Here is a 16,855-nt window from a genome sequence, read left to right as displayed (position 1 = left end):
AATTGCGGCAACGGGAATTCAATGGGCAACGGGTTGCCAACATCATAAAAAACAACAGCGGGAACCCGAAAGGATTCCCGCTGATTATATCTATAGCTCCGGAGCTATTAGAGCCAACGCACGTATGCGAAGTCCTGACGATGAGGAAGCGCGTCATTCCAGGGATATGCACGGAATGCATAACGGAACACACCTGACTCACGCATCTTGGACTTGAGCTCGTAGGTGACATTATCACCATCCTGACCGATAGCCTTGAACTGCTCGGTACGCACGAGTTTCTCCTCTCCGTTGACAACCTTGTAGACCACGAGTTCAACATGAACATCACGGCCAAGACCGTTTGTGTTAACCTTAACCACGGTAGAGAAAGGCTCGCCGGTCTTGCTGTTGCTCTGGTCGACTGATTCAATTATAGAATCAACCTTTACACCATCCCACTTGGAAGCTACATTTTCTTTCCATGCCACAATTTCCTTGGCAAGAGCAAAGTCATGAGCTACAAGTTTCTTGGTGCGTGCAGCCTCCTTGTCATAGAAGCGTGCGATATAGTCGTCAATCATGCGCTTCATTGTGAAGTTAGGAGCAATCTTGGCGATTGAATTCTTTATATACTGAATCCACTCGGGAGAGTAGCCCTTGGAATTCTTGGCAAAGTACAAGGGTACGATCTCATTTTCAAGCATTGAATAGATTGTAGCGGCGTCGAGCTGATCCTGCTGAGACTGGTCGGTGAATGTACGCTTGTCAGTAAGCGCCCATCCTGCCTTTTCGCAGAAACGATAGCCTTCATACCACCATCCGTCAAGCACAGAGAAGTTAAGCACACCGTTCATCTCGGCCTTTTCGCCTGAGGTACCTGATGCCTCAAGAGGACGGGTCGGCGTATTCAACCAGATATCGACACCTGACACAAGACGCTTCGCAACAATCATGTCATAATTCTCAAGGAAGATAATCTTACCGAGGAACTGAGGCATGCGTGAAATCTCCATGATGCGCTTGATCAGACCCTGACCTGCACCATCAGCGGGGTGAGCCTTACCTGAGAAAATGAACTGAACCGGGAACTGAGGATTGTTGACAATCGCAGAAAGACGGTCAAGGTCAGAGAACAACAGGTGGGCACGCTTGTAAGTAGCGAAACGGCGTGCAAATCCGATTATAAGAGCGTTAGGATTAATCTTGTCGACAATAGACATGATGCGAGAGGGGTCGCCCTGATTTTTGAGCCACTTCTCACGGAAGTCACGACGCACAAAGTTGATGAACTTGTTTTTCATCGTCATGCGCAGATTCCAGATGTCCTCATCGGCAACATCATATATCTTTGCCCAGTAATTAGTGTCACTCTGGCTGTTGAAGAATTCCTTGCCGAAAGTCTTCTCATAGAGTTCTTTCCACTCTGATGCAGCCCATGTAGGCATGTGTACACCATTAGTTACATATCCGACATGAGACTCTTCCCAGTTGTAACCCTTCCAGATACCGGCAAACATCTTCTTCGACACTTCTCCGTGGAGCCAGCTTACACCATTTGCCTCCTGGCAGGTGTTAAGCGCAAACACGCTCATTGAGAAGCGCTCGTTGGTATCGGGATTCTCGCGGCCCATATTCATGAGGTCGCTCCATGAAATACCAAGCTTTGCGGGGAATTCACCCATATACTTACCGAAGAGACCTTCGTCAAAGTAGTCATGGCCGGCAGGAACCGGAGTGTGTACGGTATAGAGGCTTGACGCACGCACTACCTCAAGAGCGGCATTGAAGTCAAGCTTGTCATCCTGCACGTAGTCAACAAGACGCTGCAGGTTGAGAAGAGCGGCATGACCTTCGTTGCAGTGGTAAAGTTCGCTCTTGATGCCGAGTTTCTTCAGCATGAGAATACCACCGATACCAAGCAGATACTCCTGCTTGATGCGGTTTTCCCAGTCACCGCCATAAAGCTGATGGGTAATCTGACGGTCAAATTCGCTGTTCATGTCAAAGTCGGTATCCATAAGATACAGCTTCATACGTCCGACATTGACACGCCATATGTGAGAATAAACGACTCTGCCGGGGAACGGAACTTCAAGAATCACGGGATGACCACTCTCATCAACAACCTGGTCGATGGGAAGCTCATTGAAATTCTGAGGCTCATAATTGGCTATCTGCTGACCATCAACAGAAAGAGTCTGAGTAAAATATCCGTATCTATAGAGGAAACCGACAGCGGTCATGTCAACGCGGCTGTCTGAAGCTTCCTTGATATAGTCACCGGCAAGCACGCCGAGACCACCGGAGTAAATCTTAAGAGCATTACAAAGACCATATTCCATAGAGAAATAAGATACAGAAGGAATATCCTTACGCATGGGCTCCTTCATGTAGGCTTTGAAGTCGGCATAGACAGCGTCAATACGCGCCATAAGGTCTTTGTCATTGATGATCTCCTGCAGACGGTCAAAGTCAAGGCGCTGGAGAAGCATCACAGGGTTCTCGCCCACCGAACGCCAAAGGTCGGGGTTGAGGTCGCGGAATAGAGATTTACCCTCGCTGTTCCATACCCACCAAAGGTTACGGGACATTACTTCGAGGGGTTTGAGCTTAGAAGGCAAATCAGATTTTACCATAATGTCACGCCATACGGGTGCATTAGTGTTGCTCACTTGTAATTTCATACGTTAAAATAAAAATAATTAGTCTTTCTTAATTCATTATTGCTTAATACGTGCATCGGCGGCATTAAGAGCTATCGCAAATGCCTCCACATAGTATTCAATAAAATAGCTCCATGCGGCAAGCGATGCCATGTGCATGGCGCGGGAACGTATCAGCGCCATACCGGCAGGATCGACATCGACAAGATACTCAAGTGACTTTGCAATGCGGTCAGCGACTTCGTTGTAATTGAAGTCACCGCGTGCAATCACATTGACACCCGACTCGCTGAAGGTATTATCCTCAGTGGCAAGCATCCATTGTCCGAAACCGGAAAGAGTTGTCGTAATCGTGGGCACACCGAAGGCAATGCTCTCAAGGGGAGTATAGCCCCACGGTTCATAATAGGAGGGGAACACCGTGGCGTCCATTCCTATAAGCAAATCATAATATGTCTTGTTGAAGATGCCGTCACTGCCGTTAAGATAGCAGGGCACATAAATCACCTTCACCTTATCAGCCTTGCAGTTAGTAAAACCGATTTCATGAATACGGCAATTTATCGGGTCTTCATCAGGATTATTCAGATAATGGGTCAATACAGGGTTCTGAAGCGCTGACTTACGCTTCGCGCCTAGAGCCTTTTTAAGGTCGGCACGCGGCTCCTTCACCCAAGCAGGCACCATGACATAAGCGAGCACGGTGCGGTCCAATTTCATTTCGCGCAGACGCTCGATTGAATCAAGATAAAGGTCGATACCTTTATTCCGGTATTCACATCTTCCCGAGGTCGCTACGATAAACGTATCATCGGGCAGCTTATATCCAAGGAGAGATGAAGCGGCATTAAGAAGCACTCCACGAGCCTCTTCCCTCGCTTCTATAAATTTACCCTTTGCGGGCACGAAATTCTGTTCAAAGCCATTAGGCGTGACTAACGGACGACGTTCAAGAAGCTGCTCACATTCCATAGCCGTTATATCACTCACCGTAGTGAAGCAGTCGGCGTTATGAGCCGCAGTCTTTTCAAGCGAATGTTTAGACTCCATATTGAGCTCTCTCGCCATCTGATCGCCGTTATAACCGCGAAGATAGTCATATAGCGGCTTTCCGTTGCCACATATGCTTCTGCCGATGCAAGTAGCATGTGTAGTGAAAATAGTAGCCACACTCGGCAAACGGTCCTTTACGTAAAGAAGTCCCATACCGGTGGTCCACTCATCAAAATGAGCCACTATATTTTTACCGCGCACTCCGTGGTAATCACAAATACTCTCAATAACAACACCGGCGGCATGAGCGAAAGCACAGCCTTCGTCATAATCGCCATAGGCATGAAGAGAGTCAACCTTATATAAATCCCACATTCTGCCATAAAACTCATCTTTTACAGCATACATGCCGTCAAACTTTACAAGCACGACAATCGGACGACCGGGTATATCCCAGCGACCGACACGGACAGAAACACCCTCCGGAAGATTGGCTTTTGCCTTCCATCCTTTCAGGAGTGTGTTTGACGGAATAAAATAAGGCGAAGTATTATCGTCGGACCAAACATCGGGCCCGATAAAAATGACTTTATCTTTGTATAACTTCTGGAGCGTCTTAGCTTTTGTCGATAAAACTGTGTATATACCACCTATTTTGTTACATACTTCCCAACTTGTCTCGAAAAGCAAATCTACATTTACAGGCGCTTTATCCATAATTGTAAATATTTTTTATTTTACGGGCGCAAAGATAGCATTTTTTTTTCAATTAAAAGTCATTATTTCAATTTTATAGATAATCAATTATCGGATATTGCATCATTTATGGCTAAACCGCCCAATCTTAGTCACAGTTTTTAACGCGATTTCACAAGAACTTAACAGTCTACATTATTGTTATAAAGTCGTATAATATCTAAATTTAATGTCATGCTGTACAAGAAAGAGTTAACCTGTATTATCGGGCTGTTTTTGCTGATTGCCTGCAGCAGCAGCCTGTGGGACGACCTTCCCGAACCCATCTCGACCTTTATCTCAACATATTATCCTATGTCGGGAATCAGCGAATATAACGAACATGACGGCATATATTACGTAAAAATCAAAAACGGGGCTACCCTGAAATTTGACTCCACTTACACATGGCTTGAAGTCAACGGCAACGGAGTGGTGTTACCGGAGATTTTCGTGCAGGATGCCCTGGAACCGAAACTTGTACAGTATCTCATGGAGCTTGAACTGACCGACGAGGTGTACGCAGCGACCAACAATCCGAGAGAAGTTACTCTTGACATGCTTGACTACAAAATCTTGTATATAAAGGAGACAGGTGAAATAAGCCAGACAGGCGATGTCAACGAATAGCCCCGGACTGGCGGAAAAGACGTATACGACTGCGGTATAGCGGAAATTCTAACGAAAAAACACCCTCTTCAGAAAGAGTGGCATGATTTTCTTCATCCATACGTGTCATCATGCTGTCATACCACACAAGATTATAATGACGCTCAAACGGAGTCGCCTTCAGCACGCCCTTAATCATCAACGGCTGCCACATCGTTCCGTTTACTCTCGCCCCGTCAAGATACAGAATCTCATACCCGCCATCCGCCGCCAATATTATTACGGAATAGTTACCGCCAAGGCGCGCCCTTGAGTCATCGGTCTCTCTGTCGAGATAACTCCACACACCCTCAACAGGATCGGTTGACACAGCAAGACGCTGCATGACATCTGCCATATCGTAGCCGGCGAGAAGACTACGCGTCATATCCTCACTACCCTCGACGACTACCGAACTGACATCAATCCGGCTGTCAGATATAAGCTTGCATCTACCTGATGAAGGCAACGGTGTCTTAACAGTCATGACCATATCCAGCCCTTTCGAGCCGGCATACACGTTCAACGTGCCCCTATCCCACTCCAGCAGCAACGTATTGAAGCCTTTTGTCATATTTACACCCGAGGCGACAGTCTCCACAGCCCTCACCGTGCGCTTTTCCTGAGCCATTGTGCCATATTCAACAGCCATAAGACGCCGGTCGTCAAGAGAGCCAAAATCAGAATTGAACGGACGCATGATTATATAATCATAGTCATCAGGCGATCTGTAATCCCATGCCACTCCCCACCATGAGCGTCCTTCGCCCCGTCCTTCCTTTGCATTAGGCATGGCACAACGGGCTTCCAAAGCGACGGCGGCAGAGGCTGTGTCAATGACAAAAACAGAGTCAGCGGGCAAGTCTTCACCAAGATAATAATGACGCTGCTGCGCATTAAGGAAACATGCGCTGACAAAGAAAATAGAGAAGAGAGCAATTTTCATCTTATCTGACTTAATTAAACAATATCACTGCAAAAGCTTACCGACTCGCCCGACAAATTCCTCCCTGCTCACATCCCACGGAATCCAGTTTACTTTATATCCGCGGCGCTGCATGCCGCGAAACCAGGTCATCTGACGCTTGGCAAACTGATGTATGGCGATTTCAAGAGCCGACACCATCCCGTCGTAAGTCATGTCACCGATAAGATAGGAGGTGACATATTTATACTCAAGACCGTAATAAATCAAATCTTCAGCCGCAACACCGGAATCGAGCAACGACCTCACCTCATCTACCATACCCTCGTCAAGACGCGCCTTCAGGCGGTCGGTTATGCGCTTGCGTCGGCTTTCCCGGTCAATATCTACACCGACAAGGGTCACATTTTCCATAGGCCTGGGGACTGTCGTCACTGCCTTTTCAGGATTATCAAGGTAATAACGCTGTATCTCTATAGCCCTGATGGCGCGCTTGCAGCTGTCCACATCGGTGACATTATGAAGCGACTTCATCGAGGCAAGTATCGAAGTAAGCTCTTCAAGCGACTTGCCTGCCAAAGACTCGCGCAAAGCCCTGTTTTCAGGCACTTCCGGCAATCTCAGCCCGCTTATTACCGACTCGACATACAGTCCGGTACCGCCACATAATACCGGGAGTCGCCCTCTGCTCAAAACCGATTCATAAGCCGAGGCAAAATCACGCAGATACTCGTACAGATTATATTTATAACCGGCAGGACAGATGTCGATAAGATGATACGGGACATCACCATATTCGGCAAGGTCCTTACCGGTGCCGATATCCATGCCACGATAAACCTGACGGGAATCGGCACTTATGATTTCACCGCCAAAGGCTGTGGCGACATCCACCGCACGCGATGTTTTACCGGAAGCGGTGGGTCCGGTTATGACAAGCAGCCTGCTATTCATAGCCTCTCACGTGTTTCCGCCAGAACCTGCGGAACTTGAAAAGAGGACGATCCTCATTATCCTTTGCGACCAGCAGCCATCCCGGATCATTGAAATCATCTTCCATGACCTCAAGCTCACGCAACCTGAATGTAGGCTTATAATGCTTTATATCATAGAGCCTGTTGCCGAAACGGTCATAAGTCTTTTTTGCCATCATCACAGTGTACACCCTATGCACCTCACTCATCAGAAGCCCCGACAGCTTGCCGTCGGCATGCATCCGCTCAAGCTGATGCTGGGTAAACCACTCGCCTGTCAAACGTGAATTTTCCACCTCGCTGCGCGACGGAAGCACACATATATAATGAAAGATATTGCTGTCGGCACGGTTATTGGAATTTTCATACAGAAACTTTATGTTGACATTTCCTTTAATTCCTGACACAAGCGAAAAATTGACCGCCGCGTCATATGGCGTAATCCTCTCACGAAACGGGATATGCATCATCGCCGGCGTATCGACACGCTTATCACGGTCATCGTCCGACGGCTTTAAGAACACATAGTCATCACATATCAATATATAGCGTAATATTGTGGTAAGCTCGGAAGAAGAAGCGTCACCGACCACATTCTCCCGGTAAAACATGTATATGCGGAAATAGCGAACTGCAAGATAACCAAGCGAGAGCAGATACAGAGTAACTGGTATACCTATATAATAATATTTATCCGACGGATTCATGTTCACATTATTATATGTGGTCAGATAATAAATCCATGTATATGCCGTCACAATAATCGACATGAATATAAGCACACGCAGCTGATAGTGGGTCTCCACATCAAACACTTTCCCTATAAATCCGCGTTCCTGCGGCGTACCCTGCTCTACTGCACATCTATGGCAGAAGAATAAACGGCGACGCATCGTGTAGCCCCATAAAGAAATCATCGCCGTCACCGGAGCCACTACAAGAATCGTTATATACGGTATGTTTTTATTGGCTCGCCCCAGCAAATACTCCTGCGGGTCGATAAACTTCATGTAATACAGATTAATAGCCACCATTATTGCCGCAGTAACAAAAAGGATGCGCACTATGACATAAGGCAATATGTTACATATCTGAGGGTCGGAATCCCGCATAACGGCAATGCGCCTAAGCAATAAAAAAGCAAAGCCAAGAGCAAAAGCAGGAAGCCACAGTTTTGTGACAAATATACCGAGTAACACTGTCATAGCAAGTGCCCCGACAGACAATGCCCAGTTTATCCACAGGCTGTCGATACTTCGTAATGTCAGACGGTTTCGCAATTTATTCATTTCATCTAAGATTACGGTTAAAGAAATTAAGCATATTCAGATATACAAGTGAGCGCGCGCCACATCCGTATATAGAATGATTCATATTAGGGAACAAAAGCATGTCACACACCTTTCCCTGTGACTGAAGAGCCGACACATACTGCATGGTGTTCATCAGATGCACGTTATCATCGGCCGTGCCGTGCATTATAAGCAACGGTGTCATTATACGGTCAACATACGATATCGGAGCGCTTTCCTGATAGCCGGCCTCATTCTCACGGGGAGTAAGCATATAACGCTCGGCATATACTGTGTCGTAATAACGCCAGTCAGTGACAGGAGCCACAGCCACAGCCGCGTCATAACCATATTGCGACGCTGCAAGCAACGATTCATATCCGCCGTAACTCCAGCCAAAAATACCGACCTTGGATACATAAGGCAACGAACGGGCATATTTGGCAGCCGCAATCTGGTCAATTGTCTCGTAATGTCCAAGATTACGATATACAATATCCTTGAATTCCTTTCCTCTGCCGCCGGTGCCGCGACCGTCGACTGTCATAACTATATAACCCTGCGTCACAAAATAATAGTCCCAATCCATGCGCCAGCGGTTGAGCACCTCCTGCGAACCGGGGCCGCTATATTGCGACATTATGACCGGATACTTGCGCGCCGGGTTGAAATCGGCAGGTTTCAATACAGAGCCGTTAAGAGTATAACCGTCGGAATTAATGGTGAAAAACTCTTTTACAGGCAGATTTCCGTAACGTGACAGATATTCCTTATTATCCTCAAGCACCCTAATCTGCTTACCGGAAGAAGCGCAGAGGGTAAACACAGAAGGCGTCGTCACATTATTATATACCATCGTATAGTAAGACAGGTCAGGCGCACATATCAATGACGTAGTGCCTTTTTCATTACCTATGACTGTCACCTTACCTTTGGCATCGACACGCGTGACAACCCTGTCAATAGGACCTGACTGAGTGGACTGATAATAGTGACACATGCCGGCAGGGTCGTAGCCATAGTAATCGGTAACATCAAAATCGCCCGAAGTAATCTGGCGCATCTGCGCTCCGGAATAGCTGTATTGATACAGGTGATTGTAGCCCGACTTTTCCGACATAACGACAAAAAAGTCGTCATACAGGCTCAGGCACTCCCATGTCATAGGGTCAATCCAGCCTGAATTGTTTTCATCAACATACAGTGACTTGCTTACAGTCGACTTAGGATTGACTGTGTAAATTTCAACACGATTCTGCCCACGGTTAAGGGTTGTGACGACAAGTCGCTCTGCCGAGCCGGCATAGGCTATGCGGGGGATATACTCAATACGGGAATCATTAAAAACAATATCCTTTGTCTTGCGATTGTCAACGTCATAGCTGTGAAGGGTGACTACTGAATTAGGCTCGCCGGCAACAGGGTATTTATAGCTGTAGCTGCCCGGATAAAGCTCATACTCGTCTTTGGGTTCACACGTGCCTTGATATAAAGGGAAAGAATAAAGAGGCACATCGGTCTCATTATACTTCAGATAGCATAATGTAAGATTGTCGGGCGACCACGCCATCGAACATGTTGTGTCAAACTCCTCCTCATATACCCAGTCGGGCACTCCATTTATCACCTTGTTCACCTCACCATCCTTGGTGACAGCCACTTCAGTGTTATAATCAAGTTTTTTGATATAGATGTCATTGTCAGCCATGAACGCAATCATCCTGCCGTCGGGCGACCATACAGGCGACTGCTGCACGGGATGCTCCACACTCAGTGGAGAAAGCACATTATGGCGAATTTCATATACATAATATTTCGCCTTGAATGAACGGCGATACACGGGTGTCTTAGACTGATATATCAATATATGTGACTCATCAGGACTCATGATATATCCATCGATTGATTTTACCTGACTCTCACGCGTAGAGGCGACATCAATCACAGTCGCCACCTCTTCCCCCGACTTTATATCATACTTGACAAGGCGTGTGCCATCGTCAGCAAGCTGAAGGTAAGTCTTGCCGTCGCTCATATATGTCATGACTCCGGGAGTGGAAATAGCATTGTCGGGATATACATATCGTGACAGATCCTTTGCCTCCACCGCGTGAGACATCACCGGAGGAAACATTGCCGCAATAATCAAAATATATTTCAGTTTCATAGCTAAATATCTTATATTTCTTTGTTTAGAACAGCGACATCTGCGCTGCATTATCAGGTGTCTGTTTACGTGGAGGTTCCTGATAGCCAAAATCAGCATCCGACCCGGTTCCTGTCGTTTTAGCCACCATTCCCTCAGGCGGAGTAGCTATAAGCCATTCAGTGCTGTCAAGCGTTTCGTCGATTGCCGAGATTTTAGGCATTGTCTTCTTGCCGGCTCTCTTCCGACGTGGTTTTGCCTCGACAACCTCCTTTGTTACAGAATCGTCAGCCTTCTCCTGCACTTTTCTTAGCTCCGACTCGATAGCCGCACTATTTCGGGCGCTCAATTCAAGCGACTCCTTCAGATTGGCAATCTCCTTTTCAAGCGACATGACTTTCACGGCACTGTCATCTCTCTGCTCCTTTAAAGTCCTGATTTTTTCATCGCGGCGGGAAAGCACGTCTTCAACCTGAGCCATCTTGTCAATCATCTCTTGCTTTATTTCCTCAAGCAAAGAGTTGGTCTCCTCAAGTTCCGACGAGAGAGCCATCACCTTTGACACCGAATCGTCATATTTTACCTGAAGTTCATTTTTAGAAGCTATTGCATCATCAAGCTCCTTACGTGACTCCGCGTTGCTATTGCGTATGTCACTCAGCATCTTGTCAGCCATAGCCATTTTCGTCTTGTACAACTCGGCATTTTCAAGCACTTCGGAATTCAGGCGCTCCACCTCGGCGGTCAATCGCTCATTTTCAGCCACCGACTCATCAAGACGCAGACGCATCGCCCCGAACTCCTCTATTGAGACTCCGGCGCCCGATGCAGCGTCGGTTTCCAGGACTCCGGCTATTTTCAGCTTGTTAACGAGGCTTCTGTTCTCAAGAATAAACTGCTCCTTCTCCGCTTCCAACGACATTATCTGTCGGTCAAGCTCCTGCACCTTATCGGAAAGGGCGCGTTTCTGCCTGTCGGCACTCAGCTGACGCTGCTTAAACTCATCCTCTTTTTCCTGAATACTTTTACAGCGCTCCTGAAGGCCCGAAATCTCGTCATGATATTTTTTAGCCTCGCTTCTTGACTTAGCAAGAAATGACGACTCCATGTCATCATGACACCGGTCAAGATATTCCTTGAACGACTTGCCAAGGGTATCATAAAGATAGCGACGCTGCGCGTCACGGTCGATACACTGCTTTATAAAATCAGGCTGAGCGTTATTGAACACCTCAAGTATGGCGTCAAAAAAATCCAGCGGAAACGCTTGGTCGCCGACATTCATCTGCGGTCCGTCCGTTTCCTCCTTATTCTCCTCCACCGGAGCCGACGGTGTGGAATCCTGTTGGCGCCTATAAGGAGTCACAAGTGCCGACGGCGCGTCATCTTCGTAGTCTTCTTCTTCATGACCGAAGCCGAAAGCCCTTAATACTGAGTTAAAAAATGACATATCAAGTCTATTATTCCATTACAAAAAATTTCTTTCATTCAGGCTTCACAACGACTCCCATACCCTTCCTGCCATTTATCCCGATAGTCAACGGGGCGGCAAATCTCACGATTCTTAAAAAATCGCTTTCATATTCGGCAGGCAGAGAGTCAAGATAACCAACATCATAGACACCGTCATTTGACGCCGGATTTATCGTAAAGTACCCTACTCCGAAAGATGTCAGGTTTTGAAAGAAGTGTGTGCCCTGACTCGGCTCGATACGATAGTTGCTCAGTGACGACTCCACAATAAGCCTCGCCGATGATATATGCGGCCATTTGACCGGAATACCAAGAGCGGTGTCACTTGAGCCCCATCGTCCGGGACCGATTAGCACATAACCTTCGTTACGTTCCGTAAAGTTACGATTTATTTTCTCAATTTCCCTCGCAATTAATGAATTATTTGATGAAGAGAAGTTCTCGGGTCTCACATACATTATCGCGCTTACATTTTCGATGTTTCCATGACCCAGCGCAGTGTTGCTGCGCAGTATCACCCGTTCATCGGGAAGCGACAGCACACTCTCGTCCACCATGTCCTTGCGCTCCACGATAGGACGTATCTGAAGCCAGTACACAGAGCCTTTGCCTTTGTCATTAATATCAAGCACTCCGGCAAACTCTATCTCGACCGGACGCCCCATCTCTTCCTGCCCTTTTGTGAGCATGAAGTCGGTAATCTGTGCCAACGGGAATACACCGTGCTGAAGGACATTTGCAAATGTGACCACTCGCCTGCCCTCTCCCTCATCACAGTCACGGATAATCTGGTCACGGAAATCATAGGTCGACACAAGGTAACGCAACGCACCGGTAGCCGCAACATCCTGAATGCGCGGACGGGCGATATTGAAACCGTCATCGACCTTGAAATCCTCTTCGACCCCACGTTTCATGTCAAGGGCATACAAGCGTGTCTGCGTATCTCGCAGTGCAAGATCCAGCGTTGATGTCTGCAACACCTTGTCAGCGTGACGCGGCGAGAAGCGCAGGCTCAGTCCGCCGTCGACAATATACTTGCCGAGACCGATTGCAGTCTCAACCACGCCGTCCTCAGGCACCTCATCATTGATAGGATAGTAATTCAACGAGCGGCCTACTCCCGAAAACGACGGGAAGTAATAATCGCCTACTTGCTTGCCGACAACCTCCTGAATGATTACAGCCATCTTTTCCTGGTCAATGACATTGCTCGTCGCTGTCATGTATGCCTTGCTGTCGGCATAAAAGACCGATGCATAAACACTCTTGATTGCATCACTCAGCATGGCAAGCATCTCGTAGCGGTCCTCAACATGAGGTATCATATATGTCGAGTATATACCTGCAAACGGCTGGTAATGGGAATCTTCGAGCAAGCTTGAGCTGCGGATGGCAAGGGGCTTGTCAACGACTTCAAAAAGAGCGAAAAAGTCCTCGACAAGGCGTTCGGGAAGACGCGCCTGGAGGAAATACTTCAGGATTACCTCGTCGCTCTGGTCTGACAAAGCCACAGGATAAAGGTTGTTGGTCTCCATGAACTCGTCAAAGATGTCGGTACATATCACCACCGTACGCGGTATTGTCACCGTCACCCCGTCAAAGTTGTCACATATAGGATTTTTCTTTATGATAGAGTCAATAAACGCAAGACCTCTGCCCTTGCCTCCGAGTGAACCCTGACCGATACGGGCAAAGTTGGAATAGTGGTCAAACCTGTCCTTACGGAATATGGCGACCACACCGCGATTTTTCATCTTGCGGTATTTCACAATAAGGTCAAAAAACAGCTGTCTTACCGCCGGAGCCTCTTCAATATTGGTAAACCGGTGACTCTTTATAACCTCGGCTATCGGGAAAAGCGCGCGCGAGTAGAGCCAGCGCGAGATGTCATTATAGGAAGCGTGATAGAACAGAGACTTGGCAGGGATGTCAAATATATGCCTTTGCAAGTCCTTCAGGTCATGAATGCGCAGGAGTTCTTCCCCGGTCTCGGGGTCACGGATCACAAAGTCACCGAAACCGAAATCCTTGCGAATGGCATTACCGAGGTCGACAGGAAATTTTTTGGAATTCTTGTCGATAAACACGCCGCCGAAAGCCTTGACTTTTGGAGCATTATCTTCTTCCGATGACTCCATGATAATAGGCAGATAAGGGTCTTTTTCCCGCAAGTAAGCCGCAAGCTTTAATCCTGCTTGAGCATCCTTGACGCCTTCATGCTTGAACGACACGTCAGAGATGACCCCAAGCACATTCTTCCCGTAACGGTTATACAGCTCGACAGCCTCCTCATAGTCGCGGGCAAGCATCACTTTAGGTCGACCGCGCATACGCAACATCTGCTCATGCTCGTTCAATGCCTCAGTCGAGAAAATAAGCGACTGCTTCAGCAAGAATTTATATATGATCGGAAGCACGGATGAATAGAACCTCACAGAGTCCTCCACAAGAAGTATCATCTGCACCCCTACTTCATTTATATCATTGTCAGCGTTCATCTTGTCTTCAAGTAGCTTGATGATGGCAAGCAGCAAGTCGACATTGCCAAGCCAGCTGAACACATAGTCGACTGCGGTCAGGTCCTCCTTGGCAAGACGCCGCGACACCTCTTTGGAAAACGGAGTCAACACCACAATCGGGATATCCGGATATAGCTCCTTGATATTTTTCGCTCCCGTAAAGGTCTCGCTGAGATCGACTCCCGGCATCATTATGATAAGGTCAAAGCGCTTCACCTCAAGCTCATCAAGCGCCTCCTCCGGACGTGACACGCGGGTGACACGCGGCGGCGAGCTAAGGTTGAGAGCGACATATTCAAAATATAGCTGCTCCTCGACCCTGCCGTCTTCTTCCATCATGAAAGCGTCGTAAGGCGACGCCACCAGCAAGACATTAAAGATACGACGCTGCATCAGATTCTGGAATGCGGTATCTTTCAGATATAATTGGCTTAAACTCTCCTCGTTCATGGCAAGTTGAAATAGTCTACACAAATTTACATCATTTTTTCCGTTACCGCAAACCATATCTGTCTCACTTAATGATTTTAGGACTGAGTATTATGAAATACGCTTTATGCGTCTTGCATGATTTGTATTGATTATGAGCGGGACATTCTCGATTGTAACGCTGCTTGTGTCAAGACCGAGAGCCTTCTCGTCGCTGATGCCGACATGACGCAAAATACCATATATGCCCATTATAAAACGGACTGACGCTGGACAATTGCTTGATGCCGAAAACACCCTGTGGATTATGATAAACCGGAAATCGCCTGCAATCCCGTGGTTATGTAAAGAAGGATAGCGGCTTGTAAGGTCTATGTCGCCTGCCGCCACAAGGTCTTCCACTATCTGACGCAGATACACGCTTACCTGCGGCTGGATACGGAATCCGAGGGTTATGTCGATGCTTATCAAGGTGTGAGGAATCAATACGTTGCACTTATATTCGAGGGTGTCGGGAGCGTCATCATAATGCACGCGAATCACCCAATAATGGTCGGCACGCTTGGGGTGCTTGTTTATTATGGAGTAAAGCAGTTTGCTCTCAACCATGTCAGGTGATTCAGACTTGCTTATATACACCACATTGGAGGAATACTTCGGTATCTCGCTGTCGCGGCTTATGTCGTGAATTATGTCAAGACTGTTTTTAAACGGCTTGTACTCGATAAAGCTGTTACGGATATTGCGGGCACGACGCCAGAAAAGCATCACGGCACAGATTATGCCGGCAAGAAGCAATGTGTACCAGCCGCCATGCATGAATTTGAACATGTTGGAGACGAGAAACACCCCTTCTATCGCGATAAAAAGCACCATAAACAGGATGACCAGCCATTGTGGCGTGCCCTTATGACGAAGATAAAACCCGAGCAAGAGGGTGGTCATGAGCATCGTGATCGTGATTGCAAGACCATAAGCCGCCTCCATTGCCGATGATGTGCGGAATAGCAACACCGTCACTATGCAGCCTACATAAAGGAAGCTGTTGACAAGAGGTATGTAAAGCTGCCCTTTCAATGCCGACGGATATTTTACTTTAAGCCTGGGCCAGAAATCAAGACCCATAGCCTCGCTGAATATCGTGAACGAACCGCTCAACAACGCCTGACTTGCTATAATCGCCGCCCCTGTCGACATTATTATGCCTACCACAAGGAATCCCGAGGGCATAATCGCATAAAACGGATTTATCCCCGGAGCTACAGAGCCTTCGGCAATAAGCCACGCGCCCTGACCGAGATAATTCAGTATCAGCATTATCTTTACGAAAATCCATGTATAGGTGATGTTGAGCCGCCCGCAGTGGCCGAGGTCGGAGTAAAGAGCCTCGGCTCCTGTAGTACAGAGAAACACAGCTCCAAGTATCAGAAACCAGAAAGGATAGTCAATAAGAACCTTTACCGCATAATAGGGGTTGAAAGCCTTGAATATCACCGGGGAGGCTCCAAGATGCAGCGAACCCATAACGCCAAGCATCAGAAACCACATAAGCATGAACGGGCCAAACCACCTGCCTATCGCTTTGGTGCCGAGCTGCTGCACGAAAAACACGGCAGTTATTATAATGACAACAACAGGCACAACAGGAGCCGAGGCATCAAGCGCCCTGACACCCTCTATCGCTGACGTAACTGTAACGGCAGGAGTTATGACGCCGTCGGCAATCAATGTGCTCGCCCCTATTACTGCCGGAATGTAGAGCCATTTGCCGGGGAGCCGCTTCACAAGCGAGTACAGGGCAAGAATACCGCCCTCCCCCTTGTTGTCGGCGTGCAAGGCTATGACAACATATTTAAGCGTAGTCTGTAACGTGAGTGTCCAGATGATACATGAAACGGCACCTATGATATAGTCGGCATTGTATTCCGGATTCACGCCTGTTATAGCTTTCATGACATACAACGGGGATGTGCCTATGTCGCCAAACACAATGCCGATGGTTACAAGGAGAGCCATTGCGGTCACCTTATGGACCGATGTAGATAGTACTTTTTCTTGTGACATAAAAAATTC

10 protein-coding genes are annotated in these 16,855 nt (G+C 47.5%); 1 reads left to right on the top strand and 9 read right to left on the bottom strand.

The features are described 5' to 3' along the window. Positions 1-107 precede the first annotated feature (107 nt). Positions 108-2,666: an alpha-glucan family phosphorylase gene (gene glgP, locus E4T81_RS10805; protein WP_135044415.1), complete on the bottom strand. Its 2,559-nt coding sequence runs from the start codon at positions 2,664-2,666 to the stop codon at positions 108-110. A 36-nt stretch (positions 2,667-2,702) separates the two neighbouring features. Then, positions 2,703-4,355, bottom strand: a complete 1,653-nt coding sequence (locus E4T81_RS10800) for a glycosyltransferase (RefSeq protein WP_135044413.1) — start codon at positions 4,353-4,355, stop codon at positions 2,703-2,705. 213 nt (positions 4,356-4,568) lie between these two features. Between E4T81_RS10800 and E4T81_RS10795 the strand changes: the two genes are divergently transcribed. After that, positions 4,569-5,003, top strand: coding sequence for a hypothetical protein (locus tag E4T81_RS10795; protein WP_135044411.1), 435 nt, complete (start codon positions 4,569-4,571; stop codon positions 5,001-5,003). Here E4T81_RS10795 and E4T81_RS10790 read toward each other — a convergent pair. The 7 genes from E4T81_RS10790 to E4T81_RS10760 form a co-directional block, all read right to left on the bottom strand. Beyond that, on the bottom strand, positions 4,993-5,967 hold the full coding sequence (locus E4T81_RS10790; RefSeq protein WP_135044409.1) for a hypothetical protein: 975 nt from the start codon (positions 5,965-5,967) through the stop codon (positions 4,993-4,995). The genes E4T81_RS10795 and E4T81_RS10790 overlap by 11 nt on opposite strands. A 24-nt stretch (positions 5,968-5,991) precedes the next feature. Then, positions 5,992-6,900, bottom strand: coding sequence for a tRNA (adenosine(37)-N6)-dimethylallyltransferase MiaA (gene miaA / locus E4T81_RS10785; protein ID WP_135044407.1), 909 nt, complete (start codon positions 6,898-6,900; stop codon positions 5,992-5,994). After that, positions 6,893-8,209, bottom strand: a complete 1,317-nt coding sequence (locus E4T81_RS10780) for a hypothetical protein (RefSeq protein ID WP_135044405.1) — start codon at positions 8,207-8,209, stop codon at positions 6,893-6,895. The genes miaA and E4T81_RS10780 overlap by 8 nt, the downstream gene beginning before the upstream one ends. A gap of 1 nt (position 8,210) precedes the next feature. Further along, on the bottom strand, positions 8,211-10,379 hold the full coding sequence (locus E4T81_RS10775; protein ID WP_167761852.1) for a S9 family peptidase: 2,169 nt from the start codon (positions 10,377-10,379) through the stop codon (positions 8,211-8,213). A gap of 25 nt (positions 10,380-10,404) precedes the next feature. Then, entirely contained in the window at positions 10,405-11,808 is a 1,404-nt protein-coding gene (locus tag E4T81_RS10770) for a hypothetical protein (protein ID WP_135044401.1), read from the bottom strand. A 34-nt stretch (positions 11,809-11,842) separates the two neighbouring features. Then, a complete protein-coding gene (locus E4T81_RS10765; RefSeq protein WP_135044399.1) occupies positions 11,843-14,803 on the bottom strand; it encodes a PEP/pyruvate-binding domain-containing protein in 2,961 nt (986 codons plus the stop codon). Positions 14,804-14,893: 90 nt separating this feature from the next. Continuing rightward, positions 14,894-16,846 (bottom strand): KUP/HAK/KT family potassium transporter, encoded by a 1,953-nt coding sequence (locus E4T81_RS10760; RefSeq protein ID WP_135044397.1) that lies wholly within the window; start codon positions 16,844-16,846, stop codon positions 14,894-14,896. Positions 16,847-16,855: the final 9 nt, after the last annotated feature.

The organism is Barnesiella sp. WM24, from assembly GCF_004570975.1.
In the GTDB taxonomy this organism is placed as follows: domain Bacteria; phylum Bacteroidota; class Bacteroidia; order Bacteroidales; family Muribaculaceae; genus Muribaculum.
The sequence above is the reverse complement of the archived record's forward strand: the minus strand, read 5'-3'. Positions and strand labels throughout refer to the sequence as shown.

Coding starts and splice junctions, on each gene's coding strand:
- E4T81_RS10765 (WP_135044399.1), bottom strand. CDS start 14,803: ATGAACGAGGAGAGTTTAAGCCAATTATATCTGAAAGATACCGCATTC.
- E4T81_RS10800 (WP_135044413.1), bottom strand. CDS start 4,355: ATGGATAAAGCGCCTGTAAATGTAGATTTGCTTTTCGAGACAAGTTGG.
- E4T81_RS10780 (WP_135044405.1), bottom strand. CDS start 8,209: ATGAATAAATTGCGAAACCGTCTGACATTACGAAGTATCGACAGCCTG.
- E4T81_RS10760 (WP_135044397.1), bottom strand. CDS start 16,846: ATGTCACAAGAAAAAGTACTATCTACATCGGTCCATAAGGTGACCGCA.
- E4T81_RS10795 (WP_135044411.1), top strand. CDS start 4,569: ATGCTGTACAAGAAAGAGTTAACCTGTATTATCGGGCTGTTTTTGCTG.
- miaA (WP_135044407.1), bottom strand. CDS start 6,900: ATGAATAGCAGGCTGCTTGTCATAACCGGACCCACCGCTTCCGGTAAA.
- E4T81_RS10790 (WP_135044409.1), bottom strand. CDS start 5,967: ATGAAAATTGCTCTCTTCTCTATTTTCTTTGTCAGCGCATGTTTCCTT.
- glgP (WP_135044415.1), bottom strand. CDS start 2,666: ATGAAATTACAAGTGAGCAACACTAATGCACCCGTATGGCGTGACATT.
- E4T81_RS10775 (WP_167761852.1), bottom strand. CDS start 10,379: ATGAAACTGAAATATATTTTGATTATTGCGGCAATGTTTCCTCCGGTG.
- E4T81_RS10770 (WP_135044401.1), bottom strand. CDS start 11,808: ATGTCATTTTTTAACTCAGTATTAAGGGCTTTCGGCTTCGGTCATGAA.